The sequence below is a fragment of the Roseomonas sp. KE2513 genome, from assembly GCF_016107305.1.
In the GTDB taxonomy this organism is placed as follows: Bacteria; Pseudomonadota; Alphaproteobacteria; order Acetobacterales; family Acetobacteraceae; genus Roseomonas.
In genome coordinates, this window is sequence record NZ_RCVR01000002.1 from 206,950 (window position 1) to 231,693 (window position 24,744).

Genomic DNA, 24,744 nt, shown 5'->3' on the forward strand with positions numbered 1-24,744 from the left:
CGGGCGGCGCGGGCGCGCTCAGCGCGCCCCAGGGGCGTCGCTCAGCGCGCCGGCCGGGTGGCCGTGGCGGTGAGGCCGAGTTCGCGCACGGCCTGGTCCGGCGGCATGCCCACGAAGCCCACCGCCTGCAGGAAGGGCACGGGCTTGGGCGGGCGGATCGTCAGCTCAATGGTGCCGAGGTCGCGCGCGAAGCTTGCGAAGGCCTCCCGCACGCGGGTGACGCCGGGTGCCTCGCGCCCGCGGCCGGCACCCGGCAGCGGGGTGCGGAGCGCCATCTGGGCGTAGCTGTCGCGCAGCTGCCGCTCCGGCACGTTCGAATCGGCGGCCTGCTTGGCGATCAGGGTGCGCAGCAGCCCCTGGTCCGTGTAGCGCAGGCTCATCCCCGCGGCGGACCAGTTCGCTATCATCGCGAAGGGGTCGTCGGTCGAGGGTGTGCCCGGCACCGGCACGTCGAAGCCGCGGATATCCATCGTCAGGCCGAGCCGGCCCATGCCGTCCGCCTGGATGAAGAAGGGATCCACCACGAGGTGTCCCTCCTTGCGGGTGAGGCGCGTATCCACCCCGAGGGCGCCCTGGATCACCTTGAAGCCGAGCGTGTCGAGCATCTCGCCGCCGAACTCGTCGGGGAGATCGAGAGCGAGGTTCTCCACCGCCATCTGGCCGACCTCGGTGCCGGGCGCGTTGCTGTCCCAGGTGTTGAGGCCGCGGATGGCGCCGATCCGGAGCACCTGGTCGCCACCGAGGGTGAAATTGATGCCCTCGATCGAACCCGACTGGTCCTGACCCGGCGCGCCCTGCGGTGGATTCAGGTTGTTGGCCATAGCATAGGCGATGTCGCGCACCGCGACACCGGCGAAGGCGACGCGGCCGACCTGCGCCTCGAAGCGGCCGCTGCCGCTCGCGTCTCCCCCGACAGCGAGCCCTTCCATCGACATCGAGGAGAGCCGCCCCTCTCCCCAGCCGTCGAATTGCGTGCGGCCGAGGCGGAAGGCGACCTGGTCCTTCTCGCTGCTCATCTCCGCCCCCTCGATCAGAGCGGCGTCGGCGGCGAGGGCCCAGGGATCGAAGGGCTGGCCAACCCGCGGCACTGTGGCGCCGGCGAGACGCGCGCGGCCGACCTGCACCCGCGTCACGCCATCCGTCCGGTCGGTGAAGGTGAATCCCTCCGCCGTGGCCTCGCGCAGGCTGCCGGGGGCGTAGCCGGAGAGCTGCAGGCGGCCGAGCTCGGCCTCGGCAACGCCGGGCGTCTCCACGCGCACCGCTTCGAGGGTCGCGGCCTCTGCCGCAGCGGCCGACCAGTCCACCGCCGGACCGCCGGCAATGGCGGGCAGGACGAGGGCGGAGAAGGTTACGCGCGCGGCCGTCGCGACCATCGGGTCCTTTGTGCCGGCGGCGCCGGGCGCCTCGACGCGGACCTTGTTCAACACGGCGCTGCCAACGCGGTCCGTCGCCAGGTTCTCCAGGGTGGCGTCCTCGGCCGTCAGGCGCTCCGTGCCGTGGCGGAGGGTGACGCCCTGGAGGCGGACGCGGCCGGTGACGGGGTCGATGCTGCGGCTTGCCCACTCAATGGTGCCGTCGGGCCCCATGCCGGCGCGAAGGCGCGCCACGGCGGCGTCGAACTGGCGCTCCCCCTCCGCCTGGGCCAGGGCGCCGAGCGCGACGGGCAGGGCAAGGCAGCTCGCGAGAAGCAGGTGACGGCGGCGCATCTGTGTTGAGGTCTCCCTTGGCCGTGGAAAGGCTAGGCGAAGCGGTGCCGTGGCGCCACTCGTCCCGGTCGGCGCCTCTGTTCCGTTGCGCGAGGGGACGCACCATGTTCCCGGCATGGCCCAGCCGCCCGTCCCCGCCCGTTCCAGCAGCGCCGTCTCCGCCTTTCTGCAGAAAGCGGCGGGCGTGCCGGCGTTGCGCCCTGCCCCCTCCCCCGCGCGGCTGGTCTTCGCGGTGGACGCGACGGCCAGCCGACAGCCGACCTGGGACCGGGCCTGCCACGTGCAAGCGGAGATGTTCGGCGCAACGGCGGGGCGGCTGACCGTCAGCCTCGCCTATTATCGCGGTCACGGGGAGTTCATGGCGACGCCCTTCCTGGCCGATGCGGCGATGCTGGCCGCCCGGATGACCGGGGTGGAGTGCCGGGGCGGGCACACGCAGATCCTGCGGCTGTTGCGCCACGTGGAGGCTCAGGCGGCGGCCGAACGGCTGCACGCCCTCGTCTTCGTCGGCGACGCCGTGGAGGAGGAGCCGGCCCCGATCCTGGCCGCGGCGAGCCGGCTCGGCGCGCGGGGCGTGCCGGCTTTCGTGTTCCAGGAGGGTGACGATGCCGGTGCGGCGCCGGTGCTGCGGGGCATCGCCAAGCGTTCGGGTGGCGCCTGGGCGCCCTTCGATCACCGCAGCCCGAGGGCGCTGGCCGAGCTGTTGCGCGGTGCCGCGGCCTTCGCGGCGGGCGGGCGCGAGGCGCTGGCGCGGCTGCCGGGCGCCGGCGGGCTGCTGGCGCAGCTTTCCGGTCCCGCGGCGCCGGGGGCAAGCCGGTGATCTGGCTCGCGGCCGGGGCGCTGCTGCTGGCACTCGCCGCCGGAGGGCTGCGCGCCTTCAGCGCCGCCAGCGTAGGACAGGTGAAGACCGTGCTCGCCGGCACCCTGGCGGGGCTGGGAATCGTGCTGGTGGCGGTGCTGCTCGTCGCGGGCCGGGCGGGGCAGCTCATCTGGGCGCTGGCGCTCTTCGGGCCGGTGGCCTGGCGTTGGTGGAAGGCGCGGCAGCCGCCGGGCACGCTCGGCGGCGCGGCGCCGGACGTGGTGGAGACCGCCATGCTCTCGATGCGGCTGGATCCGGCCTCGGGCACGCTCTCCGGCCGGGTGCTGCGGGGGCGCTGGGCCGGGTGGGATCTCTCGGCGCTCGACCTCGCCTCGCTGCGGGACCTGCTGGCCGAAGCCGCGGCGGAGGATTCTGAGAGCGTTCCCCTCGTGGAGGCCTGGCTGGACCGGGCCCATGAGGGATGGCGCGAGGCGGCGGATTCGGCCGCGCCGCCGAGCGCTTCCTCCGCACGGGCCGAGGCGCTGGCGATCCTGGGCCTGTCGGAAGGGGCAACGGAGGCGGAGATTCGTGCCGCCCACGCAAGGTTGATGCGCGCTGCCCACCCCGATGCAGGCGGCTCCGCATGGCTGGCAGCGCGGTTGAACGCAGCGCGCGACACCTTGCTCGGCTGAGCAGGCCGCGCGGCTGGCATTCCCAACCTTTGCGGGCCATGCCACATCTCCGGCCACGAAGAGGATGAGGAACTGCCGCCCGTGCTGAAGCCCCTGAAAAAAGCAGTCCTTCCGGTCGCCGGCCTGGGGACGCGCTTCCTGCCCGCCACCAAGGCGCTCGCGAAGGAGATGCTGCCGATCGTCGACAAGCCCCTCATCCAATACGCGGTGGAGGAGGCACGGGAGGCCGGCATCGAGCAGTTCTGCTTCATCACGGGGCGCGGCAAGACCGCCATCGTCGAGCACTTCGACGTTGCCTACGAGTTGGAGCGGACGCTGGCCGAGCGCGCGAAGAACACGATCCTGGAGGAGCTGCGCGCCGCCGCGCTGCAGCCCGGCTCGATCACCACCGTGCGCCAGCAGGTGCCGATGGGCCTGGGCCACGCCATCTGGTGCGCGCGCACCTTCATCGGCGACGACCCCTTCGCCATCCTGCTGCCGGACGACCTCATGCAGTGCGACGTCTCCTGCACGAAGCAGCTCGCGGAGGCCTATATGGAGACCGGCGGCAACGTCGTGGCCATCGAGGAAGTCCCGATGGAGCGCGTGAACAAGTACGGCGTGCTCGACGTGGCCGAGGACAAGGGCCGGCTCGTCTCCGTGAAGGGGCTGGTCGAGAAGCCGAAGGTGGAGGAGGCGCCCTCCAACCTCACGATCATCGGACGCTACGTGCTGATGCCGGAAGTGGTCGGCTTCCTCTCCGCCATGGAGAAGGGCGCGGGCGGCGAGGTGCAGCTGACCGACGGCATGGCCAAGATGATCGGCACCCAGCCCTTCCACGGGCTGCGCTACCAGGGCCGCCGCTTCGACTGCGGCGACAAGGCGGGCTTCCTGGAGGCGCAGATCGCCTTCGCGCTGAAGCGGCCGGACCTGGCCAATGCGGTGCGGTCCTTCCTGCCGAAGTACATGTCCTGAGCCGGGAGGCCCGGAACCGGATCCGCGGTGTCCGGGCCTGCCCGCCAGGAGGTGCGTTCCGGCCGCCGGACCGGCGCGAATTGGCTTGATCGATTCGAAGGCTTTTCGAACACAGCTTGAGGATCGACCGCGCGGTCGTATCGACCGCGCGGGGCCGGGGCTTTATGGAAGGGCCGCCGCAACGCCCCCTCCGGGGCCGGACTGAGGAATCGCATGCGCGTTGCAATGATTGGGGCTGGCTATGTCGGCCTTGTCTCGGGGGCCTGCTTCGCAGAATTCGGCGTCGACGTCTGCGTCGTCGATACGGAGGTCTCGAAGGTCGAGGCGCTGCGCGCCGGCCGCATTCCCATCTACGAGCCCGGCCTTGACCGGCTGGTGGAGGAGAACGCGCGCGACGGGCGGCTGAGCTTCACCACCAACCTCGACGAGGCGATCAACGGGGCCGACGCCGTGTTCCTCGCCGTCGGCACGCCCTCCCGCCGCGGCGACGGGCATGCGGACCTCAGCTACGTCTTCGCCGCCGCCGAGCAGGTGGCGCGGGCGGCCAAGGGGCCGCTGGTGCTGGTGACGAAGTCCACCGTGCCGGTCGGCACGGGGCGCAAGATCAAGGAGATCCTGCGCAAGACGCGGCCGGACCTCGAGATCGAGGTCGCCTCGAACCCCGAGTTCCTGCGCGAGGGCAACGCGATCGGCGACTTCATGCGTCCGGACCGCGTGGTGATCGGCGCCGAGAGCGACCGGGCGTTCCAGGTGCTGCGCCGCCTCTACCGGCCGCTCTACCTCATCGAGACGCCGATCGTGCAGACGGGGCTCGAGACGGCGGAGCTGATCAAGTACGCGGCCAACGCCTTCCTCGCCGTGAAGATCACCTTTATCAACCAGATGGCCGACCTCTGCGAGAAGGCCGGGGCGGACGTGCACGACGTGGCCCGCGGCATGGGACTGGACGGGCGCATCGGGCGCAAGTTCCTCCATGCGGGGCCGGGCTATGGCGGTTCCTGCTTCCCGAAGGACACGCTGGCACTCGCCCGCACCGCGCAGGAACTGGGCGCGCCGGTGACAATCGTGGAGCAGACGATCGCAGCCAACGACGCCCGCAAGGAGGCGATGGCGGAGCGGGTGATCGCGGCGCTCGGCGGTTCGGCCGCGGGCAAGACCGTCGCAGTGCTCGGCCTGACCTTCAAGCCCGAGACGGACGACATGCGCGACGCGCCCTCGCTCGTGGTGGTGCCGCGGCTGGTTGAGGCAGGTGCCACGATCCGCACCTATGATCCGCAGCCCTCCCATGCCCGGCAGATGATGCCGGCGGGCGTGCAGTTCGCGGAGACGGCGCTCGACGCCGTGGAGAGCGCGGATGCCGTGGTGTTGCTGACCGAGTGGAACGAGTTCCGCGCCCTCTCGCCCCAGAAGCTGAAGTCGGCGATGCGCGGCGACGTGGTGCTCGACCTCCGCAATGCCTGGGATCCCGCGGCCTTCCGCGAGGCCGGCTTCACCTATCAATCCATCGGACGTCAGTAGGGCCAAAGGCATGACCGGCTTCAGCCATCGCTTCGACCCGACCAGCCTGCGCGAGTACGACATTCGCGGCGTGATCGGGAAAACCCTTGGTGGCGAGGACGCCTTCGCCATCGGGCGCGTCTTCGGCACCATCGTCTCGCGCGCGGGCGGGAAGACGGTGGCGGTCGGCTATGACGGCCGCCTCTCCTCCCCGATGCTGGAGGAGCGGCTGGTCGCGGGCCTCATGGCTTCGGGCATGGAGGTGGTCCGGATCGGCTGCGCGCCGACGCCGATGCTCTACTTCGCCTCCTACCACTTCAAGGCCGATGGCGCCGTGATGGTGACGGGCAGCCACAACCCGCCCGACTACAACGGCTTCAAGTCGATGATCGGCAAGAAGCCCTTCTTCGGGAAGGACATCCAGCAGCTCGGCGCCATGGCCGCCTCGGGCGACGTGGTGGCGGAGGCCCAAGGGTCGTCGCGCAGCGTCGATATCGCGGACGCCTATGTGGACCGGCTGATGCAGGACTATGACGGCGGCGATCGCGCGCTGAAGGTGGTCTGGGATCCCGGCAATGGCTCGGGCGCCGAGATCACGAAGATGCTGGCCGCCCGCCTTCCCGGCGAGCACACGGTGATCAATGGCGAGATCGACGGGAACTTCCCGGCGCACCACCCGGACCCGACGGTCGCCAAGAACCTCGAGCAGATCATCGCCGAGGTGGCGAGGCGGGGCGCCGATCTCGGCATCGCCTTCGACGGCGACGCCGACCGGATCGGCGTCGTCGACAACGAGGGCAATATCCTCTTCGGCGACCAGCTTCTGGTGGTGCTCGCGCGGGACGTGCTGAAGAGCAAGCCCGGCGGCACCATCATCGCCGACGTGAAGGCGAGCCAGGTGCTGTTCGACGAGGTGGCCAAGGCCGGCGGCACGCCGCTGATGTGGAAGACCGGCCACTCGCTCATCAAGTCCAAGATGGCGGAGACCGGGGCGCCGCTGGCGGGCGAGATGTCCGGCCACATCTTCTTCGCGGACAAGTGGTACGGCTTCGACGACGCCCCTTACTCGGCGGTGCGGCTGCTCGGGATCGTCGCGCGCATGGGTGAGACGCTCTCCCAGGTGCGGGAGGCGATGCCGAAGGTGATCAACACGCCGGAGCTGCGCTTCGACTGCTCGGAGGACCGTAAGTTCGCGGTGGTTCAGGAGGTGAAGAGCCGCCTCTCCGCCGAGGGCGCGAAGGTGCAGGACGTGGACGGCGTGCGCGTGCTGACCGAGGACGGCTGGTGGCTGCTGCGCGCCTCCAATACCCAGGCGGTGCTCGTGGCCCGCGCCGAGGCGAGCAGCCCCGAGGGGCTGGAGCGGCTGAAGGCAATGATCGCGAAGCAGCTCGAGGCTAGCGGGCTCGCGGCGCCCGACTTCACCGGAGAGAATGCGGGGCACTGATCCCGCTCTTTCTCTATGGCACGCTGCTGGACCGGCGCATCCTCGCGCGCCGGTCCGGCGATCCCCGCCTGCCGCGGACAATGCGGCCGGCGGTGCTTCACGACCACGCGCGGGTGTTCTTCCGCGGCACGCCCTATCCGACTCTCGTCCCGCAGCCCGGTGGCCGGGTGGAGGGGGCGCTGATCCGGCCCGTACCCGCGGCCCTTGCCGCGCTTCGGCGTTACGAGGGTGCGACTTATCGCTTGATCCCAGTTCGCGTTCAGAGCCGGCAGGGCTGGCGCCAGGCGCGCGCCTGGATGGTGCCGCAACGGCTGGCAGCGCGCACGGAGTGGCCACCTACTACCCGGGCCTGACGTGTCGCCTCCCAGGGGCTAGAACCGCGGTGACCACGGAGTGACCGCGACAATGTTGCAATCCCCCCCGGCCGAGCCAGGCATGCGCGAGGAGGAGGTCGATACCCCGGCCCTCCTCATCGATCTTGACGCTTTCGAAGCAAATCTCGACGCCATGGCGGCCCGGCTCGCCGGCACGGGGGCGAAGCTGCGGGCTCACGCGAAGACCCACAAATCCGCGGCCATCGCGCACCAGCAGATCCGCCGCGGGGCCGTCGGCCAATGCGTGCAAAAGGTGGCGGAGGCCGAGGCGCTGGCCTGGGGGGGTGTCGCAGACATCCTTGTTTCCAACCAGGTGGTGGATGCGCGGAAGCTGCGCCGTCTGACGGCTCTTTCCGGCATCGCCAAGGTCGCCGTCTGCGCGGACGATCCCGCGGGCATCGACACCATCGCGGCCGTGGCGGAAGCGGCGGGGCGGCGGATGGAGGTGCTGGTCGAGATCGATGTCGGCGCCGGCCGCTGCGGCGTGGATCCGGGGCCGGAGGCGGTGGCGCTGGCCGAGCGGATCGCGGGTTCCCCGCACCTCGTCTTCGGGGGGTTGCAAGCCTATCACGGCAGCGCCCAGCATCGGCGGACGGTGGAGGAGCGTCGCGCCGCCATCGGGCACGCGGCGGAGGGGGTTCGGCGCACGGTGGAGCAGCTTCGGCAGCGCGGCCTGCCCTGTCCTATCGTCGGCGGCGCCGGGACCGGCACTTTCGAGCTGGAGCTGGAGGCGGGGCTCTGGACCGAAATCCAGGCGGGGTCCTACGCCTTCATGGATGCGGATTACGCGGCCAACGGTTCACCGCCGCCCTTCCGGCAGAGCCTCTTCGTGCTCGCGCAGGTGATGTCCGCGCCGCGCGACGGGGTTGCGGTGCTTGATGCCGGGCACAAGGCGGTGGCGGTCGATTCGGGGCTGCCGCTGGTCTGGCAACGGCCGGGGCTGCGCTACGCCGGCGCCTCGGACGAGCACGGGGCGCTTGCGGTGGAGGGCGGGGAGCGGCCGAAGCTGGGGGAGCGGTTGCGGCTGGTGCCGGGACATTGCGATCCGACAGTGGACCGCTACGACTGGTACGTGGGCGTGCGGGGCGGCCGGGTAGAGTGCCTCTGGCCGATCTCCGCGCGCGGCGGAATGGCCTAAAAAGGGAAAGGGGCCGGCAAGCCGACCCCTTCCATACGACGCTCCAGGGGGGCTCAGCGCTGCTTGCGCGCGGCGCCCTGGCGACGGACCGGGGCGATGACGCGGATCACACGCCCGCCGTCGCCCTGCTCCACTACGCGGCGGGTGCGCCCCGCCGTGTTGCGCGCGGCAACCGGGGCGGTTAGGGGGCGCAGCTCGGCGCGAGCGGCGGCTGCGGCGCTGCGGCCGCGCGCGGCGGCGCTGGCGACGGGACGGACCACGCGGAGCGAGACCTGGCGGATCGCGGCGCGCGGGGCCTCGATCGTCGCGGCGCGGGCGCGGGCGAAGATCAGGGGCGTGCGGGCCACCGCGACAGGTGCCTCGGGCGCCATGCGGGGGCTCGGCGCGACCCCGAGGCGGGAGAAGCCGTCATCGAGCAGAAGGGCCGCGTGGCGGTCCCGCTCCATCCAGGAGGAGCCGCCGAAGACCGAGACGAAGACGCGCTGACCCCCGCGCTGGGCCGAGATGACGTTGTTGAAGCCGGAGGCGTTGATGAAGCCGGTCTTCACCCCATCCACGCCCTCGTAGTCGCTGAGCATATGGTTGTGGTTGCGGAAGGCGTAGTTGCCAGCACGGATGGTGGCGTTGCCGAAGTAGTGCCAGCGCTCCGGAAAATCGAAGAAGAGGCGGCGGCCGAGGGCGGCCATGTCGCGCGCCGTCGTGGTCTGGTCCCAGTCGGGCAGGCCGGAGGCGTTGCGGAAAGTCGTGTTGGTCATGCCGAGCTGGCGGGCCCGCATGGTCATCATCTGGGCGAAGCGCTCCTCACTCCCGCCCAGGGCTTCGCCGACCGCGACCGCCACGTCGTTGGCGGACTTCATGGTCAGGGCGTAAATCGCGACCTCGACCGGGATGGTCATGCCCGGCGGCACGCCGAGCTTGGAGGGGGAGCGGCTGCTCGCCTCCTCCGTAATATAGATGCGGCTGTCCATGGTGATGCGCCCCTCGCGCATCGCGTCGAACAGCATGTAGAGGGTCATCATCTTGGTGAGGGAGGCCGGGTAGCGCGGGGCATCCGGGTTGGCACCGCCGAGTTGCTGGCCGGTGCGGCTATCCATCACGAAGGAGGAGTAGCGATCGCTGCCGATCTGGGCCGCGGCGGGCTGTGCCGCGAGGAGCGCCGGAATAACGAGGGCGAGCCAGCGCCTTCGCGAGGCATCGCCCAGTGCCGACAAGCCGGCCCTGCAACGCTGCCAGCCGCGCCCGGCGGCCAGACCATCAACCATAGGAACCCCCCTTCGAAGACCCGCCCCCGCGGGTCCTGATAGCCCGGTGCAGGCAGCACCGTTGCGCGGCCCCCCAGCCTCGCTGAGCGAACGATAGAGGGCGCTTGCGGCGAGTGTCCATCACCACGAGCGGAAAAAACCCACAAAAGCCGGTAATTGCAGGATTTCTGCCACGGTCCGGAACCGAACCGGAACGGTTGAGAATTCTATGTTGCAGCGCAAAAGAAGTTGTGGACGGCTTCTTCGAGGCTTTGATATACGGCGCTTGTTGCACCGCAGCAAAGCCATGGGCTCGCTCATGGCAAGCCCTAGCCCCCCAGGAGAAGAGACCATGGCCAACGAGGCCCCCAAGATCGCCCGTATCGCGAGCGAGACCGTGAGCACCGCGACCGCCGCCGCCGACACCGCCGCCACGCAGGCGACCAAGGTCTCCGACGTCGGCACCGCCCAGATCCGCACCGCCGTGGAGCGCAGCATGGAGCAGGCCAGCAAGGCCGCCGAGGGCACGATGAAGGCCGCCCAGGACTTCGCCGAGTTCTCCCGCGGCAATGTCGAGACCCTGACGCAGGTCGCCCAGACCTGGATGACCGGCTCGCAGGAGATCAGCCGCCAGGCCTTCGCCCTGATGCAGGGCCTGACCGAGCACGCCCTGGAGGGCGCCCGCGCCCTTTCCGGCGTGAAGAGTCTCAAGGAGGCCGCCGAGATCCAGGCGACCTACGCGCGCGGCGGCATGGAGAAGGTTCTCTCCGAGACCGCCAAGCTTCAGGAGGCCTCCTTCCGCCTCGTGGAGCAGGTGGCCACCCCGGTGACGCAGCGCGTCTCCCAGGCCGTCGAGCGCGTGACCAAGCCGATCGCCGCCTGAATAGGCCGGAGCATCGGTGAGCCGGCCGGGGATAACCCCCGCCGGCCATCGCGGAGCCTGGGCCCTGCCCGCTCGTCCCCTTCGCCGGGGGCGGCCGGGCGGGGCCCTTCTCTTTTGGGGCGGTGCCGAACCCTGGCAGGGGAGGAAGGCAGGCCCCATATCCGGTTGAGGCGCCGAAAGCCTTCACCTCGGGCGCCGTGATCCGATATCCTTCCCTCACTCAATTCCAGCGAAGCGGAACCGGTAGCCCCCTTGGCAAGGCCGTGATCCGTGAGACCATGGCAGGGCGATGAGCAAGCAGGACGAGCGCCCAAGCGGCATGACAGGGACGGCCGCCGGAGAGAACGGCCCGGCCGGGCCCGATAAGGACGGCGGCAACGGTCCCCAGCCGCCGAGCGGACCGCCGGGCGGGCCGCCGGGCGGTGGTGGCCAGGGCGGCGACGGGCCGGCGACGGGCGTGGTGGTCAAGGCGCGTCCCCGGACGCGCAAGCCGACCATGTACAAGGTCCTGATGCTGAACGACGACTACACGCCCATGGAATTCGTGGTCCACGTTCTGGAACGCTTCTTCCAGAAGAATCGAGACGAGGCGACGAAGATCATGCTGCACGTCCACCGGCGCGGGGTGGGTGTCTGCGGCGTCTTTACCTACGAGGTGGCGGAAACAAAGGTGACGCAGGTGATGGACCTCGCCCGCCAGAACCAGCATCCTCTTCAGTGCACGATCGAGAAAGAATGAGCTTGGGTCTCCGGATCGCGATCAGAGCCACTGATACACGGCGTAACCTGTCCCTCCCCTCGGCGTTCGGGGAGTGGACCACAATATTCACCCAATCGACTTCTTGCGTACGGCCGTCCCAAGCCGAGCGCCCAGGTGGGCGCCCTGCCGGGAGATCCCGGCGGCCGTTGAGACAGGGGAGCGTCGAACGACATGCTGTCCCGTAACCTAGAACAGACGCTCCACCGTGCCCTGGGCCTCGCGAGCGAGCGCCGGCACGAGTACGCGACGCTGGAGCACCTGCTCCTCAGCCTTGCGGAAGACACGGATGCGACCACCGTCCTCCGCGCCTGCGGCGTGGACGTGGACAAGCTGAAGCGCGACCTGCAGGAATTCCTCGATAAGGACCTTGCCGGCCTCGTGACCGACCGCGGGGGTGACCCGAAGCCGACCGCCGGCTTCCAGCGGGTGGTCCAGCGCGCCGCCATTCACGTCCAGTCCTCCGGCCGCGACGAGGTGACCGGCGCCAACGTGCTGGTGGCCCTCTTCAGCGAGCGCGAGAGCCATGCCGTCTACTTCCTGCAGCTGCAGGACATGACGCGGCTGGACGCGGTGAACTTCATCTCCCACGGCATCGCCAAGGCCCCCGGCCGCAGCACCACCCGCCCTGTCCAGGGCAACGCCGGCAAGGACGGCGAGGGCGAGGGCGAGAGCCGCGGCGGCGAGGAGCGGCGCGAGGGTGGCGCGAAGCGGGGGGGCGACGCGCTCTCCAACTACTGCGTCAACCTCAACAAGAAGGCCGGCCAGGGCAAGATCGACCCGCTTATCGGGCGCGCCGACGAGATCGAGCGCACGATCCAGATCCTCTGCCGCCGTACGAAGAACAACCCTCTCTATGTGGGCGACCCGGGCGTGGGTAAGACCGCGATTGCCGAGGGCCTGGCCAAGCGGATCATCGAGGAGGACGTGCCCGAGGTCCTGCTCAAGTCCACGATCTACGCGCTGGACATGGGCTCGCTTCTCGCCGGCACGCGCTACCGCGGTGACTTCGAGGAGCGGCTGAAGGCCGTGGTGAACGAGCTGGAGCAGCAGCCCGGCGCTATCCTGTTCATCGACGAGATCCACACGGTCATCGGTGCCGGTGCGACCTCGGGCGGTGCGATGGATGCGTCGAACCTGCTGAAGCCGGCGCTTGCCCAGGGCACGCTGCGCTGCATCGGCTCCACCACCTACAAGGAGTACCGTCAGCACTTCGAGAAGGACCGGGCGCTTGTCCGGCGCTTCCAGAAGATCGACGTGAACGAGCCGAACATCGAGGACGCGGTGAAGATCCTTACCGGCCTCAAGACGAACTACGAGAAGCACCACAAGGTGAAGTACACGCCGGAAGCGATCCGCGGCGCGGTGGAGCTCTCGGTGAAGTACATCCACGACCGGAAGCTGCCGGACAAGGCGATCGACGTGATCGACGAGGTCGGTGCTTCCCGGATGCTGCTGCCCGAGAACAAGCGCCGCAAGACGGTGACTCTGAAGGACGTGGAGGACATCGTCGCGAAGATCGCGCGCATCCCACCCAAGTCCGTCTCGACCGACGACAAGGAGACGCTCAAGAACCTTGAGCGCGACCTCAAGTCGATGGTGTTCGGGCAGGACAAGGCGATCGAGGCCCTGTCGGCCGCGATCAAGCTGTCCCGCGCGGGGCTGCGCGACGCGGAGAAGCCGATCGGCAACTACCTGTTCTCCGGCCCCACGGGCGTCGGCAAGACGGAGGTGGCCAAGCAGCTCTCCAAGACGCTCGGCATCGAGCTGATCCGCTTCGACATGTCCGAGTACATGGAACGGCACAGCATCAGCCGGCTGATCGGCGCCCCTCCGGGCTATGTGGGCTTCGACCAGGGCGGCCTGCTGACGGACAGCATCGACCAGCACCCGCACGCCGTGCTCCTGCTCGACGAGATCGAGAAGGCGCACCAGGATCTTTACAATATCCTGCTGCAGGTGATGGACCACGGGAAGCTGACCGACCACAACGGCAAGACCGTGGACTTCCGCAACGTCATCCTCATCATGACGACGAATGCGGGTGCGGCCGACATGGCGAAGCCCGCCATCGGCTTCGGCCAGAGCGTCCGCGTCGGCGAGGACGAGGAGGCGATCAAGCGGATGTTCACCCCGGAGTTCCGGAACCGCCTGGACGCCGTGGTGCCCTTCGCCGGGCTTACGCCGGAGATCGTCGGCAACGTGGTCGAGAAGTTCGTCATGCAGCTGGAGGCCCAGCTTGCAGACCGGAACGTGACCATCGAGCTGTCCTCCTCCGCCAAGGAGTGGCTGGCCGAGCGCGGCTACGACCCCCTGTACGGCGCGCGGCCGCTGGCCCGCGTCATCCAGGAATACGTCAAGAAGCCGCTCGCCGAGGAGCTGCTCTTCGGCAAGCTGGTGAAGGGCGGGGCCGTGAAGGTCGGCATGAAGGACGGCGCGCTGACCTTCGACATCGCCGAAGCGCCGCCGCCTGCCCTGCCCAAGCCCGACGAGGGCTCGGGCGACGGCGAGGCGGAGCGGGAGCCGGAGGCGGCGAACTAGTCGCGGGTTTTGGCTGAACAAGCCTGGGGGGAGCGGACGGGATCGTCCGCTCCCCTTTTTTCTTGCCCTACTGCGCGGATCAGGCCGCCCGGGCGGGGAACCGCGCCCGCAGCCAGCGTGCGATGTCACTGAGTACCGGCGCCCCCTCCAGGCCGAGTGCCCGCACGGGTGCGGCGAGGGCGGCGATGATGCCGATATGGCTGACGCCCTCGTAGAAATGCGCTTCCACCGTGACGCCCCGTGCCTGCGCGAGGGCCGTGAAGCGCGACGTTTGTTCGGGGCGCACGGTGGTGTCCGCGAGGCCGTGGAGCAGCAGCAGGGGCGGCGTGCCGCGCAGGGCCGCCTCGTCGGGCGGTGCCACGCGTGCACGGGCGTTCGGCGCGGCGGCGAAGATGCCGGAGGGATCGTCCGCGGGGCCGAAATCGAAAGGGCAGGCAAGGCCGATGCCGCCGGCCAAGCTGTCGCGCGCCGGGCCGAGCCAGCGGGGATCGGCCGCGAGGGCCATGGCGTTGAAGGCCCCGGCGGAGTGCCCGGCGAGGACCACGGGACGGTCTCGGCCAGGGCTGGCGCGGATTGCGCGCACCGCGGCCGCGCCGTCCTCCACGAAGCTGGGCCAGCGCACCTCGGGGAAGAGGCGGTAGTCCGGCACGGCGACGACTGCGCCGGTGGAGGCGAGCGCGCGGGCGACGAAGTCGTAGTCCTCCCGCGCGCCGCTGCGCCAGCCGCCGCCGTAGAAGAAGACGATCAGCGGGGCATCGGGTCTGGCGCCCTGCGGCGTATAGAGGTCGTAGCGGCCGCGCTCACCGGGGCCGTAGACGAGACCAGCCTCGCGCAGAATGCCGCTCGCAGGCGTCAGCCGGTTGGCGATGTCGATGGGAGAACAGGCCGCGGCCGGGAGGGCCGCGGCGGCGAGGAGCAATCGGCGGGAGATCATCCCCCAGCCAACGCGATGCCCCGCCCGCTCGTTGCGGGCGGGGATCGGCGTGTCAGGGCCGGTCGCGCAGGAGGTCGCGCATCCGCCCCGCGTCTGCGGCTGTGACGGCGGGCGCCGCGTTGCCCCAGGCGTTGCGGATATAGGTGGTTACTGCCGCCGTTTGGTCGTCGTTCAGCCGCCATCCGAAGGCGGGCATGGCCGGCGATGTCGGCGCGTGCGGGCTGTAGGCGGCGCGCACGCCCTGGAGCACGACGCGCAGCAGGGTCTCATTGCCCTCCTGCTGCACCACCTGACTGCCGGCGAGGCGCGGGAACATCCGCGCCACCCCCTCCCCGTCCCGGCGGTGGCAGGCCATGCAGCGGTCGAGGTAAATCGCCTCGCCAGTTACCATCTGGGTGTTGTCGCGCGCCAACGCCGTGCGGGCCGAGGCGGTAGGTGCGGCGACGGGTGGCTCCTTCAGGTAGACGGCAATGGCGCGAAGGTCGGCTTCGCTCATCAGGCTGGTGGAGTATTCCACTACCTCGGCCATGGGGCCGGAGGCGGCGCTGCGGGCGTTGCGGCCCTTCCCCAGGTACTCGACGATCTCCTCCACGCTCCAGGCGCCGAGACCGGTGCGCTGGTCACCAGTCAGGTTGGTGGCGAACCAGCCCTGCAGCGGCCCGCCGGCGAAGCGCTCACTGGTCCGATCGGCGCCGGCGAGGTTCTTCGGCGTGTGGCAGGCGCCGCAATGGGCCGGCCCCTCCACGATATAGGCGCCGCGGTTCCATTCGGCCGAGCGGTTGGGGTCGGGGCGGAACTCGCCGGGTTCGAAGAACAGCGCGTTCCAGGCAAGCATGGAGGCGCGGATGTTGAACGGGAACGGCAAGGTGTTGCGATCCACCGCGTTGTTCACCGGCTCCAGCGTATTCAGGTAGGCGAGGATCGCGTCGGTGTCCGCGCGCGGCATACGCGTGAAGTAGGTGTAGGGAAAAGCGGGGTAGAGATGCGCGCCGTTGGGGCGCACGCCCTCGTGCATGGCGCGGTAGAAGTCGTCCGCGGACCAGGTGCCGATGCCCGTCGCGCGGTCCGGCGTGATGTTGGGCGTGACGATGTTGCCGAAGGGCGTCTCGATTGGGCGCCCACCGACGAAGCCTTGCGAGCCCTCGTGGTTGCCGCTGGTGGACATGTGGCAGGCCACGCAGTCGCCGAGCACGACGAGGTAGCGGCCGCGCTCCACTTGGTCGAAGTTGTCCGGTGCCGCGCGGGCGGGTTCAGGCGCGAGGAGGGCAAGGCCGGCGAGCGCGGCGAGAAGGGCGGCGCGCATCAGGCCTGCACCAGCGACTGGCCGGGATTCTTGAGGTATTGGCTCACGATCGCATCCGCCGCGTGGTAGGTCAGCGCGCCCACCGTGCCTGTTGGATTGTAGCCGGCATTCTGCGGGAATGCGGAGGCGCCGAGGACGAAGACGTTGGGCATGTCCCAGACCTGCAGGTACTTGTTCACCGCCGACGTGCGGGGATTGTCGCCCATGACGGCACCGCCCGTGTTGTGGGTGGTCTGATAGGGAACGACGTTCCACGGCCCCTTCTTCGGGTTGGCCACGACCTGCTTCGCGCCCATGGCCCGCATGATCGGCACCATCTTCTCGGTGACGTAGGCGGACATGCGCTCCTCGTTTGGCTTGAAGTCGAAGGTCATGCGCAGCAGCGGACGGCCCAGCCGGTCCTTGTAGGTGGGATCGAGGTCCAGGTAGTTGTCCCGGAAGGACATCACGCTGCCCTGGCTGCCGACATTGGCGAAGGTGTTGTAGGCCTCGCGCGTCGCCTTCTTCCAGGCGCTGCCCCAGCGCGGCGTGCCCGGCGGGATAGGGCGCGCGGAGATGGGGCGCGCGTGGAAGCTCGTGCAGTTGATGTTCGCGCCGCCCACGAAGTTCAGGCCGCTGTGGTCGAAGTTGTCGCCGTTGTATTCGTCGGCGGTGATGCCGAGGGAGCCCGCGCCGGCCCAGTGGTTGAAGGCGTGGGTGTTGTCGAAGAAGCCGTTGACCGATGAGTTCGCCTGGTAGGCGTAGTTCCTGCCCACCACGCCTTCACCGGTGCTCGGATCGTAAGGCTTGCCGATGCCAGAATAGAGCATCAGCCGCACGTTCCAGAGCTGGTAGGCGGCCATGATGACGAGGTCGGCCGGCTGCTCCCATTCCTGGCCCTGCGCGTCGATATAGACGACGCCGGTGGCGGTCTTGCCGTCCGCGCTCTTGAGCACGCGCACCACCTCGCACTGCGTGCGCGCCTCGAAACCGGGGTGGCGCATCAGCACCGGCAGGACCGTCGTCTGTGGGGAGGCCTTGGAGTAGTTCGCGCAACCGAAGCGCTCGCAGAAGCCGCAATAGGTGCAGGGCGCGAGGGTGACGCCGAGCGGGTTGGTATAGGCCTGCGAGATATTGGCGGACGGCATCGGGAAGGGCTTGAAGCCGAGCTCCGTCGCGGCCTTGGAGAAGAGGTCCTGCGCGTGCTGGCCCTTCAGCGGCGGCGTGGGGTAGCCGCGCTGCCGGCGGCCCTCGAAGGGGTTCCCGCCCGGCTGGATTTCGCCGTTGATGTTGCCGGCCTGGCCAGAGATGCCCGCCAGATACTCGAACTTGTCGTAGTAGGGCTCCAGCTCATCGTAGGTGATGCCCCAGTCCTGGATCGTGTGGTTCTCGGGAAAGATCCCCTCGCCGTAGCGCTCGCGGTAGTGGCTGAGAATGTTGAAGTCGCTCGGCAGGAAGCGCCAGGTGTGGCCGTTCCAGTGCACGCCGGAGCCGCCGACGCCGTTGCCGGGCAGGAAGCTGCCCCATTTACGGATGGGCAGCGCCACCTGGTCCGTCTTGTTGCGCGCCGTCACGGAATCCTGCGAGTTGTTCAGGAAGAGCTCGCCGCGGATGCCGTAGCGCAGCTCGTCGGGCGCGGTGCCGATGTTGAAGTCGCTGGCCGTGTCGCGCCAGGGGCCGCGCTCCAGCGCCACCACTTCCAATCCTGCTTGGCAGAGCTCGTGGCCCATGATGGCGCCAGTCCAGCCGAGGCCGATGATGACGGCGTCCTTGCGGGGAAGGCGGCGCATCAGCTGCGCCCCCCGGGGTTCCATTCCGGTCTCCCGAGGAGGCTCACGGGCGGCAGGATGTAGCGCGTGTTCGGCCGGGCGATAACGTCGCGGAAGTCGTAGCGCGTGCCCGGGAAGCCGAGGAGCTTCCAGCCAGCCATATCCTTGTTCCCACCGTAGATCGGGTCGGCGAAGAAGCCTTCCATCGTGTTGTTGTGCACCAGGTCGAAGAAGCTGCTGGCGTTGAACTCGGGCGTGTTGATCTCGCGCTTCTCCATCGCGGTGAGCAGGCGGTCGAGTTCCTCGCCCGAGAGCTGCGGAACCTTCTTCCCGCCAAAATTGCTCGCGACATGGGCGGCAAGGCCGGCGAGGCCGCGCCGGTAGGCCTCCGCGAAGGTGACCGAGGATTGGAAGCCCTGGGTGGGCAGCGGGCTCGCGGGGAATGGCCCCTGCATGTACATGCCCTCGCAGCGGCCGTAGGGGCCGGCGAGCTGGCGGTCGATGAAGACGGCGCAGCCGGCCTCCTTGCCGCCCGGGCCGAGTTCGTCTGCCGGGACGAGGCGATCCACGATTGCCTCGATGGCCGCGCCCTCCTCCGGCGTGAAGAAGCGCCAGGGGCCGGGCCGGGCCTCGGCGGGCGGATAGACCTCGTTGCTGGTCCAGGGAAGGCCCTCGATCGTGCGGGCCGTGGCGGTACCGACCAGGCCGATCAGGGCGGTTGTCGCGAACAGAAAGCGGCGTCTTGAGCCGCGCGGGGTGGTCATCAGGGATCCCTCGGTGCGGGTCAGGTGCCGCGCAAGGGATCAAATTCGGGGGCGCACAAGAGTTGCCGCCCGGAGGAACAAAGCCTGATGAAGTTTCGTTAACGACGGCCGAGCCGTGCCCTCAGGTTAGCGCATCGCGCGCTCGGAGCAGCGCCGCGCGAGCGGCGGCGCTGACGGTCGGAAACTGCAGGTCCAGGGACTCCATCGCGCCCGCCACCGCTTCGGCCACCAGCAGGCGGGCAAGCCACTTGCGGTCGGCGGGGATGACGTACCACGGGGCGTGCGGAGCGGCGGTGGCGCGGATCGCGGCGTCATAGGCTGAGAGGTATTCCGGGCGGCGGGCACGGACGACGAGGTCGCCTTCCTCGAACTTCCAGTTCTTCGCGCCCTCGTCGATGCGGGCAAGAAGGCGCTTGCGCTGTTCCTCCTCCCCGACATGGAGGAAGAACTTTAGGATTCGCACGCCCTGGCGCGCGAGGTAGCGCTCATAGGCGGCGATGTCTTCCAGCCGTTCGTCCCAGATTTGCGGGCCGACGACGGCGGCAGGCAGCGGGGCGGCCTGGAGGATGGAGGGCTGCACGCGCGGCACCAGCACCTCCTCGTACCAAGAGCGGTTGTGCACGCCGATGCGGCCGCGGCGGGGCATGACGACTTGGTGCCGCCAGAGGAAATCATGCGCGCGCTCCAGCGTACTGGGGGCGCCGAAGGATTCCACGTCCACGCCCTGCGGATTCACGCCGGAGAAGACGTGCTTGATGGCGCCGTCCTTCCCCGCCGCGTCCAGCGCCTGGAAGATGCAGAGAACGGACCAGCGCGCATCAGCGTAGAGGCGCTCCTGCTGATCGGAGATGCGGGCGACGGCGCGCTCCAGCGCCTGCTTTCCCTCGTCCTTGTCGAGGCCGGTATCGCCGTCGTCATCCGTGCGGTGCTCCTCCAGGGAGAAGGAAGTGCTGTCGGTGATGCGGCAGGTGGCGAGGAAACGGTGCAGGCGCTCGGCGTTCAAGGCGGTCATCCCCGGTTCGTGTTCAGGCGCGCGGCCCCTGCCCCGAACGCACGAGAGTGAGTTTCGGAAGCGTCAGGGTGGGTTCAGCACGATGCTGACGGGGCAGTGGTCGGATAGCCTGTGGCGCCATTCCGGCTCCCGCTCCGCATAGACGAGGACGCGCAGGCTGCCGTCCACCATCCAGCCGCGGGCAGGGCCGCCGAGCAGGATATGGTCGATGAAGGGCCGCCCGCCCCAGCAGGGATTGGAGCGCCCGGCGGTCGCGCGGGTGAGCGGGGCCGCGCGCTCCAGCAGGGGAAGGATGGCGGGGTCGCGGTCGAAGCGGCGGTTGAAGTCGCCGGCCAGGACGAAGGCCTCGCCGGCGGCGCGGCGGGCCTCAATCCAGCCCGCGAGGATCTCGGCTTGGCGGAGGGTACTCTCGCACTGGCGCCCGGCGTCGTCCGGCTCCCGGCAGCCGGCATTGAGGTGGAGGGAGAGGAGGCGGAGCCGCGAGGCCCCTTCCCCCACCGTCACGTCCACGCCACGGCGGAGCGAGAAGCGGGCCGTTGGCCGAAGGTCGAGCGCGGAAAGGTCCTCGTTCTGCGTGGCCGGCAGGCCGCGACGGACCGCAATGCCGGCGCGCTGCACGTCCCGTTCCCCGGGGAAGAAGAAGCGCCAGCGGGCAGGGTCGAGCACGAGGGCGGCGGCCTCGGGTCCGTCCACCTCCTGCAGGGCGATGACATCGGCAGCCAAGCGGTCGGCATAGACGCGGAGGCGCGCGATGTCCTCGGGGGCGCGGCGGTGGAGATCGCGTGGGAGTTCGGGATCGCCGGCCGGGCGGGTGGTCAGCCAGTCGAGGTTCCAGGTGGCGAGCTTCAACTCCGCCGCGGCGACGGGGGCGGCGAGGAGAAGAAAGGCGAGGAGCGCGCGGAGCATAGGCGCTTCTACAGCAGGGCGGGCGCGGGGTCTGCGGCGGGTGCCGCCTCGATAGGGTGCGCTCCGCAGGAGAGGAGGTAAGCTGCGACCGCGTCCATTGCGTCCGCATCGCGCGTCTTGTCGTACCATGGGTCGCCGGCGGGGCTGCCGGGCGGGACCCAGATGACCGTCTCGTAGCGGGCGCGCGTCAACAGCACGCGGTAGGTATTGAGCGTGAAGCTGCGGTCCTCTTCCTTGCGAACCATCTGCCAATCCTTGCCGGATAAGGCGCGCATCACCCAATCACCAGGGCCACGCAGCAGGTCGCCGCCCCAGGCGAGGCCGACCTGATCCAGTTCCAGGCCCTGGCAGTCGTACTCCGTGGCGTAGGTCTCCAGCGCGTCGGACGCCCGGATGTCGGGCCAGCGGTCGAGGAACCAGTGCGGCATGTCGGCGGCCTGTACGCCCAGGCCCTCGGCTCGGAGGCGGCGGGCGCCAGAGGAAGCGACGAGACCGGCGCGGCGCATCCCGCGGGAGAGATCGCGCAGGGCGGCGCGGAGAGCAGCGAAGTCGCGCGTCACGAAGTAGGGCACGCCGCCAGCGCTCCTAGCGATTTCGGCCGCGGCGGCGGCATCGCCGGCAAGAACGGCGTCTACCCAGGGGGCACCCTGCGGATCGCGGACGGAACGCATGGGGACGGTCAGGTCCAGATCGGGATCTAGTGTGAGCCAGGGACGCCGCCCGTTGGCCAGGCGCTGTGCCGTTATGGGCGTCCTGATCGCGCGCTCGGCGGCTACGGCGCGCCAACCGGGCGTCGCCTCGATGACCCTTCCCCATTCGGCCAACCCGGCCTCGCCGGTGTTGATCTCCTGCCCGTTGCCGATGAGCGCTACGATGACGGACCAGTTAGCGTGGCGCGACATGATTTCCAGCGTGTGCGCGGGCTCGCTGTCCGTGAGCTTGCTGGCGCCGCGGCGCTGCGATGGCTTCGTGGCCTGCGCGCGGTCCCAGGCACGCTGCGCCTCGTCAAAGACGATGACGCGGGCCTCCGGAACCTCGTCCGGCTTCTCGACGTATTGTTGCAGGAAGCGATGGACGTTCTGCAGGGCCGTGACGGCATCGCGCCTTGCCGCCGCACGCCCCTGCCCGCCCTCGGCCCCGCGGCGGGCAAGGCTCTCGCGCAGGACCGCGACGAGGGGCGTGTTGCCGGTCAGGAAGGCGGCGCCGTCCGCGCGGAGGCTGCCGAAAACGACGTTCAGGCCGCAGAGCGTCTTTCCTGCACCCGGGATGCCGGTGACGAAGACGACCACGTGCTGGGAGTTGGCGCGGGCGGCCTCGATGGCGCGCCCCACCGCGGCGGTGGTGCGGGTGAGGTTTGCCGCGTCCGCGCGGGCGGAGACCATCTCGGCGCTGCGGTGCCGGTCGAAGAGCATGGTGGCGGCCTCGAGCACGCCGGGCACGGGGCGGTAGGGCGCGGCCAGCCAGGCGGCGTGGTCGAGCGGCGTTGCTGGCGTGCCGATGGCCGCCTGGACGGCGCGGATCGTGTCACCGAGTGTTACCGCATTCGTGGGGAATGGCGGTGGCACGCCCTCCCAGATGAGGGCCGGCTCGAAAGGCCGGCGCGGCGCCGCGGTCGCAACCGGGATCGGCACGACCGGCAGGCCGCGGCACCCAGCGTGGAAATCTCGCAGATCAAGTGCGTAATCCTCGGCTTGGCGCCGATCCGCGACGCAGTGGCCTGTCGCGCCGTCCTTGATCTCCAGCACCAGCACGGCGCGGTCGGTCAGGATGACGCAGTCGGCGCGCTTTTCCAGGCGAAGAAGGTCGTATTCCAGCATGACGGTCCAGCCGGAGGTCTCCGGCACGGCGAGCGCCACCTGCAACAGGCGTGCGGTCGAAACCCAGGCGGCGCGCTGCGCGAGTTCGAGCGTCGCGTGCCGGGCGGCCTGGGCATAGGCGAGGCGGGCCGCGATCTCCTCCGGGGGGAGGGCGAGAAGCGCCGGCACGCTGAGGGTGAGCCAGGGTTTCAGCGGCGGCTCCTCTCGGGCCATGTGGCGAGGAGCATACTCGCCAGCAGCAGCGCGAAGCCCAGGGCATGGGTGGGGGTTGGTTCCTCCCCAAGGAACAGGATGGCGGCCGCCGCTGCGGTGGCGGGGAGAAAGGCGGTGAAGACCCCGGCCATTCCGGCGGGCGCGCGGCGCAGGCCGCCGTACCAGAGAAGAAGTGACAGCACGCTCGCCGTCAGCGCGTGGAATAGGAGAAGCGAGAGCAGCAGGGGGTCAGCCAGGCGGGCAGCGGCTCCCGCCTCGGGTAGCCAGGCCGGCAGTAGCAGGGCGGCCGAGAAGGCCTGCATGCCGAGGCTGGCCGAGAGCAGCGGCAGGGCGCCCGAGGCGCGCTTGGCAAGGAGGACATAGGCGGCCTCTCCGCAAACTCCCAGGAAGACGAGCCCGTTGCCGAGGGCACTGCCTCCACCCGCCCCGCCACGGGCGAGGACGAGGGCGCCCATGCCGCCCGCTGCCAGCGCCACCGCCGCCCAGCCGCGGGGCGACACCCGCTCCCGCAGCCAGAGGGCACTGCCGAGGGCTATGACGGCGGGTAGCGTGGCGAGGACGAGGCCGCCCTCCAGCGCCGTGGTCAGGCGCAGGCCGGCCAGCAGGGCCGCGTTGTAGAGGATGGTGCCGGTGGCAGCTTGGAGGAGGAGGTTCAGAAGCACTCCCCTGCCCGGCCATGGCGCGCCGTCACGCCAGAGGGCGAGGGGCAGGAGGACCGCGCAGGCGATGAGGCAGCGGAGGCCTAGGATAAGAGGAACCGGCAGCGCCCCGGCCAGGGTTTTGGCGACGACGACGTTGGCGCCGGTAAGCACCATGGATCCGGCGAGCTGCGCGTAGGCGCCTATCACGCGGCGCGCGTCACGCCGCCTCGTCCTCCCGGCGATAGGGGGAGAGGGAGTCGAGTTCGGCGATCTCCGCCTCCATCGCCGCGCGCTCCTGAACCAGCGACTGGGCCACCGCGCGCCGAAGGCCAGGATGGGCAATGAGGTGGGCGGAATAGGTGGGCACGGGTCGGTAGCCGCGCTGGATTTTGTGCTCTCCCTGCGCGCCGGCCTCGACGCGCTTCAGGCCCTGCGCGATCGCGAAGTCGAGGGCCTGGTAGTAGCAAAGCTCGAAATGGAGGAAGGGCGCCTCCACCAGACTGCCCCAGTTGCGGCCGTAGAGAGCATCCCGGCCCATGAGGTTCAGTGCGCCAGCGACGGGCTTGCCGTCGCGCTCGGCCACCATCAGCACGACCTTGTCGCCCATCCGCTCCCCCATCAGGGGCCAGAAGCGAGCGGTGAGATAGGCGCTGCCCCATTTGCGGTCGGTGGTGCTGCGATAGAACTTGTGAAACAGGCGCCAGGTCTCGGGCGTGATCTCGCTCCCGCGTAGCGCGCGCATGGTCAACCCCACGGATTGCGCGTCGCGCCGCTCGCGCCGGATAGCCTTGCGCTTGCGCGAGGAAAGGGCACCAAGAAAGTCGTCGAAGCTGCCGTAACCCTCGTTGTTCCAGTGGAACTGCACGCCCATCCGCTGGAGCCAGCCGGCTTCGCCGAGGTCGTCCCACTCCTCCCTCGTGCAGAAGGTGACGTGGCAGGAGGAGAGCTTCAGCGCCTCGGTCGCCTGAGCCATGGCGCTGGCAAGCGCAGACTGCGGCACGCCGGTGCCCGGCCGCACCATTAGCCGCGGCCCGGGCACAGGGGAGAAGGGCACGGCCACCTGGAACTTCGGGTAGTAGTCGCCGCCCGCATTCTCGAAGGCGCGGGCCCAGCCGTGGTCGAAGACGTACTCGCCGTAAGAGTGGCCCTTCACATAGGCGGGCGCGACGGCGACGAGCGCGCCGTCGGGGTCTCGCAGCGCCAGGTGCTGGGGCAGCCAGCCGGTGCGTGGACCGGTGCAGCCGGCCTCCTCCAGCGTGAGGAGGAAGGCGTGGGAGGTGAAGGGATTGTCGGTGGCGTCGCAGGCATCCCACTCCTCCGCCGGGATGTCGGCGATGCGGGAATGGAGGGTGAGGGTCAGCTCAGAGGGCATGGGGGCGC

21 protein-coding genes are annotated in these 24,744 nt (G+C 69.9%); 10 read left to right on the plus strand and 11 right to left on the minus strand.

All coding sequences use genetic code 11. The features are described from left to right. Nucleotides 1-41: 41 nt before the first annotated feature. Nucleotides 42-1,706, minus strand: a complete 1,665-nt coding sequence (locus D9599_RS03175; RefSeq protein ID WP_198379774.1) for a hypothetical protein — start codon at nucleotides 1,704-1,706, stop codon at nucleotides 42-44. Between the two features lie 49 nt (nucleotides 1,707-1,755). On the opposite strand from D9599_RS03175, the gene D9599_RS03180 reads away from it, so the two are divergent. The 7 genes from D9599_RS03180 (at nucleotide 1,756) to D9599_RS03210 (ending at nucleotide 8,604) form a co-directional block, all read left to right on the plus strand. Then, nucleotides 1,756-2,526 carry a VWA domain-containing protein gene (locus tag D9599_RS03180; protein ID WP_309228524.1) on the plus strand — a complete coding sequence of 257 codons (771 nt, stop codon included), beginning with the start codon at nucleotides 1,756-1,758 and terminating at the stop codon, nucleotides 2,524-2,526. Further along, nucleotides 2,523-3,197 (plus strand): hypothetical protein, encoded by a 675-nt coding sequence (locus D9599_RS03185; RefSeq protein ID WP_309228525.1) that lies wholly within the window; start codon nucleotides 2,523-2,525, stop codon nucleotides 3,195-3,197. Before D9599_RS03180 ends, D9599_RS03185 begins: the two co-directional genes overlap by 4 nt. Before the next feature lie 81 nt (nucleotides 3,198-3,278). After that, on the plus strand, nucleotides 3,279-4,151 hold the full coding sequence (gene galU / locus D9599_RS03190; protein WP_198379775.1) for a UTP--glucose-1-phosphate uridylyltransferase GalU: 873 nt from the start codon (nucleotides 3,279-3,281) through the stop codon (nucleotides 4,149-4,151). 213 nt (nucleotides 4,152-4,364) lie between these two features. Beyond that, entirely contained in the window at nucleotides 4,365-5,669 is a 1,305-nt protein-coding gene (locus tag D9599_RS03195) for a UDP-glucose/GDP-mannose dehydrogenase family protein (protein ID WP_198379776.1), read from the plus strand. A 10-nt stretch (nucleotides 5,670-5,679) separates the two neighbouring features. Continuing rightward, complete coding sequence (pgmG, locus tag D9599_RS03200; RefSeq protein WP_198379777.1) at nucleotides 5,680-7,092, plus strand: phosphoglucomutase/phosphomannomutase PgmG; 1,413 nt, start codon at nucleotides 5,680-5,682, stop codon at nucleotides 7,090-7,092. Then, complete coding sequence (locus D9599_RS03205) at nucleotides 7,092-7,445, plus strand: gamma-glutamylcyclotransferase family protein (protein ID WP_309228528.1); 354 nt, start codon at nucleotides 7,092-7,094, stop codon at nucleotides 7,443-7,445. Before pgmG ends, D9599_RS03205 begins: the two co-directional genes overlap by 1 nt. A gap of 52 nt (nucleotides 7,446-7,497) precedes the next feature. Continuing rightward, the gene (locus tag D9599_RS03210; RefSeq protein ID WP_198379778.1) at nucleotides 7,498-8,604 is read left to right on the plus strand and encodes a DSD1 family PLP-dependent enzyme; all 1,107 of its coding nucleotides are present in this window, start codon (nucleotides 7,498-7,500) and stop codon (nucleotides 8,602-8,604) included. Nucleotides 8,605-8,657: 53 nt separating this feature from the next. On the opposite strand, the gene D9599_RS03215 is transcribed toward D9599_RS03210, so the two are convergent. Then, nucleotides 8,658-9,866, minus strand: coding sequence for a D-alanyl-D-alanine carboxypeptidase family protein (locus D9599_RS03215; protein WP_198379779.1), 1,209 nt, complete (start codon nucleotides 9,864-9,866; stop codon nucleotides 8,658-8,660). Between the two features lie 331 nt (nucleotides 9,867-10,197). On the opposite strand from D9599_RS03215, the gene D9599_RS03220 reads away from it, so the two are divergent. From D9599_RS03220 to clpA, 3 genes are all read left to right on the plus strand, one after another. Beyond that, nucleotides 10,198-10,728, plus strand: coding sequence for a phasin family protein (locus tag D9599_RS03220; RefSeq protein WP_198379780.1), 531 nt, complete (start codon nucleotides 10,198-10,200; stop codon nucleotides 10,726-10,728). Nucleotides 10,729-11,017: 289 nt separating this feature from the next. Continuing rightward, nucleotides 11,018-11,467: an ATP-dependent Clp protease adapter ClpS gene (gene clpS, locus D9599_RS31120; protein ID WP_232480072.1), complete on the plus strand. Its 450-nt coding sequence runs from the start codon at nucleotides 11,018-11,020 to the stop codon at nucleotides 11,465-11,467. Nucleotides 11,468-11,659: 192 nt separating this feature from the next. Next, the gene (gene clpA, locus D9599_RS03230) at nucleotides 11,660-14,026 is read left to right on the plus strand and encodes an ATP-dependent Clp protease ATP-binding subunit ClpA (protein WP_198379781.1); all 2,367 of its coding nucleotides are present in this window, start codon (nucleotides 11,660-11,662) and stop codon (nucleotides 14,024-14,026) included. Between the two features lie 79 nt (nucleotides 14,027-14,105). Here clpA and D9599_RS03235 read toward each other — a convergent pair whose 3' ends face one another. From D9599_RS03235 to D9599_RS03275, 9 genes are all read right to left on the minus strand, one after another. Then, nucleotides 14,106-14,945 (minus strand): alpha/beta hydrolase, encoded by an 840-nt coding sequence (locus D9599_RS03235; RefSeq protein WP_232480073.1) that lies wholly within the window; start codon nucleotides 14,943-14,945, stop codon nucleotides 14,106-14,108. Between the two features lie 67 nt (nucleotides 14,946-15,012). Further along, nucleotides 15,013-16,263, minus strand: a complete 1,251-nt coding sequence (locus tag D9599_RS03240; RefSeq protein WP_198379783.1) for a cytochrome c — start codon at nucleotides 16,261-16,263, stop codon at nucleotides 15,013-15,015. Further along, nucleotides 16,263-18,032 (minus strand): GMC family oxidoreductase, encoded by a 1,770-nt coding sequence (locus D9599_RS03245; RefSeq protein WP_198379784.1) that lies wholly within the window; start codon nucleotides 18,030-18,032, stop codon nucleotides 16,263-16,265. The genes D9599_RS03240 and D9599_RS03245 overlap by 1 nt, the downstream gene beginning before the upstream one ends. Next, the gene (locus tag D9599_RS03250) at nucleotides 18,032-18,775 is read right to left on the minus strand and encodes a gluconate 2-dehydrogenase subunit 3 family protein (RefSeq protein WP_198379785.1); all 744 of its coding nucleotides are present in this window, start codon (nucleotides 18,773-18,775) and stop codon (nucleotides 18,032-18,034) included. The genes D9599_RS03245 and D9599_RS03250 overlap by 1 nt, the downstream gene beginning before the upstream one ends. A 121-nt stretch (nucleotides 18,776-18,896) precedes the next feature. Further along, a complete protein-coding gene (locus D9599_RS03255; protein WP_198379786.1) occupies nucleotides 18,897-19,787 on the minus strand; it encodes a PPK2 family polyphosphate kinase in 891 nt (296 codons plus the stop codon). Nucleotides 19,788-19,850: 63 nt separating this feature from the next. Continuing rightward, the gene (locus tag D9599_RS03260) at nucleotides 19,851-20,693 is read right to left on the minus strand and encodes an endonuclease/exonuclease/phosphatase family protein (protein WP_198379787.1); all 843 of its coding nucleotides are present in this window, start codon (nucleotides 20,691-20,693) and stop codon (nucleotides 19,851-19,853) included. Between the two features lie 8 nt (nucleotides 20,694-20,701). Next, nucleotides 20,702-22,723 (minus strand): DNA/RNA helicase domain-containing protein, encoded by a 2,022-nt coding sequence (locus D9599_RS03265; protein ID WP_198379788.1) that lies wholly within the window; start codon nucleotides 22,721-22,723, stop codon nucleotides 20,702-20,704. Continuing rightward, complete coding sequence (locus tag D9599_RS03270) at nucleotides 22,699-23,538, minus strand: DMT family transporter (protein WP_198379903.1); 840 nt, start codon at nucleotides 23,536-23,538, stop codon at nucleotides 22,699-22,701. The genes D9599_RS03265 and D9599_RS03270 overlap by 25 nt, the downstream gene beginning before the upstream one ends. Before the next feature lie 43 nt (nucleotides 23,539-23,581). Further along, nucleotides 23,582-24,736: a GNAT family N-acetyltransferase gene (locus tag D9599_RS03275; RefSeq protein ID WP_198379789.1), complete on the minus strand. Its 1,155-nt coding sequence runs from the start codon at nucleotides 24,734-24,736 to the stop codon at nucleotides 23,582-23,584. Nucleotides 24,737-24,744 lie beyond the last annotated feature (8 nt).

Excerpts from the sequence above, each read along its gene's own strand:
- D9599_RS03245 (WP_198379784.1), bottom strand. The coding sequence starts at position 18,032 with ATGCGCCGCCTTCCCCGCAAGGACGCCGTCATCATCGGCCTCGGCTGG.
- D9599_RS03265 (WP_198379788.1), bottom strand. The coding sequence starts at position 22,723 with ATGGCCCGAGAGGAGCCGCCGCTGAAACCCTGGCTCACCCTCAGCGTG.
- clpA (WP_198379781.1), top strand. The coding sequence starts at position 11,660 with ATGCTGTCCCGTAACCTAGAACAGACGCTCCACCGTGCCCTGGGCCTC.
- clpS (WP_232480072.1), top strand. The coding sequence starts at position 11,018 with ATGAGCAAGCAGGACGAGCGCCCAAGCGGCATGACAGGGACGGCCGCC.
- D9599_RS03175 (WP_198379774.1), bottom strand. The coding sequence starts at position 1,706 with ATGCGCCGCCGTCACCTGCTTCTCGCGAGCTGCCTTGCCCTGCCCGTC.
- D9599_RS03275 (WP_198379789.1), bottom strand. The coding sequence starts at position 24,736 with ATGCCCTCTGAGCTGACCCTCACCCTCCATTCCCGCATCGCCGACATC.
- D9599_RS03240 (WP_198379783.1), bottom strand. The coding sequence starts at position 16,263 with ATGCGCGCCGCCCTTCTCGCCGCGCTCGCCGGCCTTGCCCTCCTCGCG.
- D9599_RS03250 (WP_198379785.1), bottom strand. The coding sequence starts at position 18,775 with ATGACCACCCCGCGCGGCTCAAGACGCCGCTTTCTGTTCGCGACAACC.
- D9599_RS03270 (WP_198379903.1), bottom strand. The coding sequence starts at position 23,538 with ATGGTGCTTACCGGCGCCAACGTCGTCGTCGCCAAAACCCTGGCCGGG.
- D9599_RS03220 (WP_198379780.1), top strand. The coding sequence starts at position 10,198 with ATGGCCAACGAGGCCCCCAAGATCGCCCGTATCGCGAGCGAGACCGTG.
- D9599_RS03215 (WP_198379779.1), bottom strand. The coding sequence starts at position 9,866 with ATGGTTGATGGTCTGGCCGCCGGGCGCGGCTGGCAGCGTTGCAGGGCC.
- D9599_RS03260 (WP_198379787.1), bottom strand. The coding sequence starts at position 20,693 with ATGCTCCGCGCGCTCCTCGCCTTTCTTCTCCTCGCCGCCCCCGTCGCC.
- D9599_RS03195 (WP_198379776.1), top strand. The coding sequence starts at position 4,365 with ATGCGCGTTGCAATGATTGGGGCTGGCTATGTCGGCCTTGTCTCGGGG.
- D9599_RS03255 (WP_198379786.1), bottom strand. The coding sequence starts at position 19,787 with ATGACCGCCTTGAACGCCGAGCGCCTGCACCGTTTCCTCGCCACCTGC.
- D9599_RS03210 (WP_198379778.1), top strand. The coding sequence starts at position 7,498 with ATGTTGCAATCCCCCCCGGCCGAGCCAGGCATGCGCGAGGAGGAGGTC.
- pgmG (WP_198379777.1), top strand. The coding sequence starts at position 5,680 with ATGACCGGCTTCAGCCATCGCTTCGACCCGACCAGCCTGCGCGAGTAC.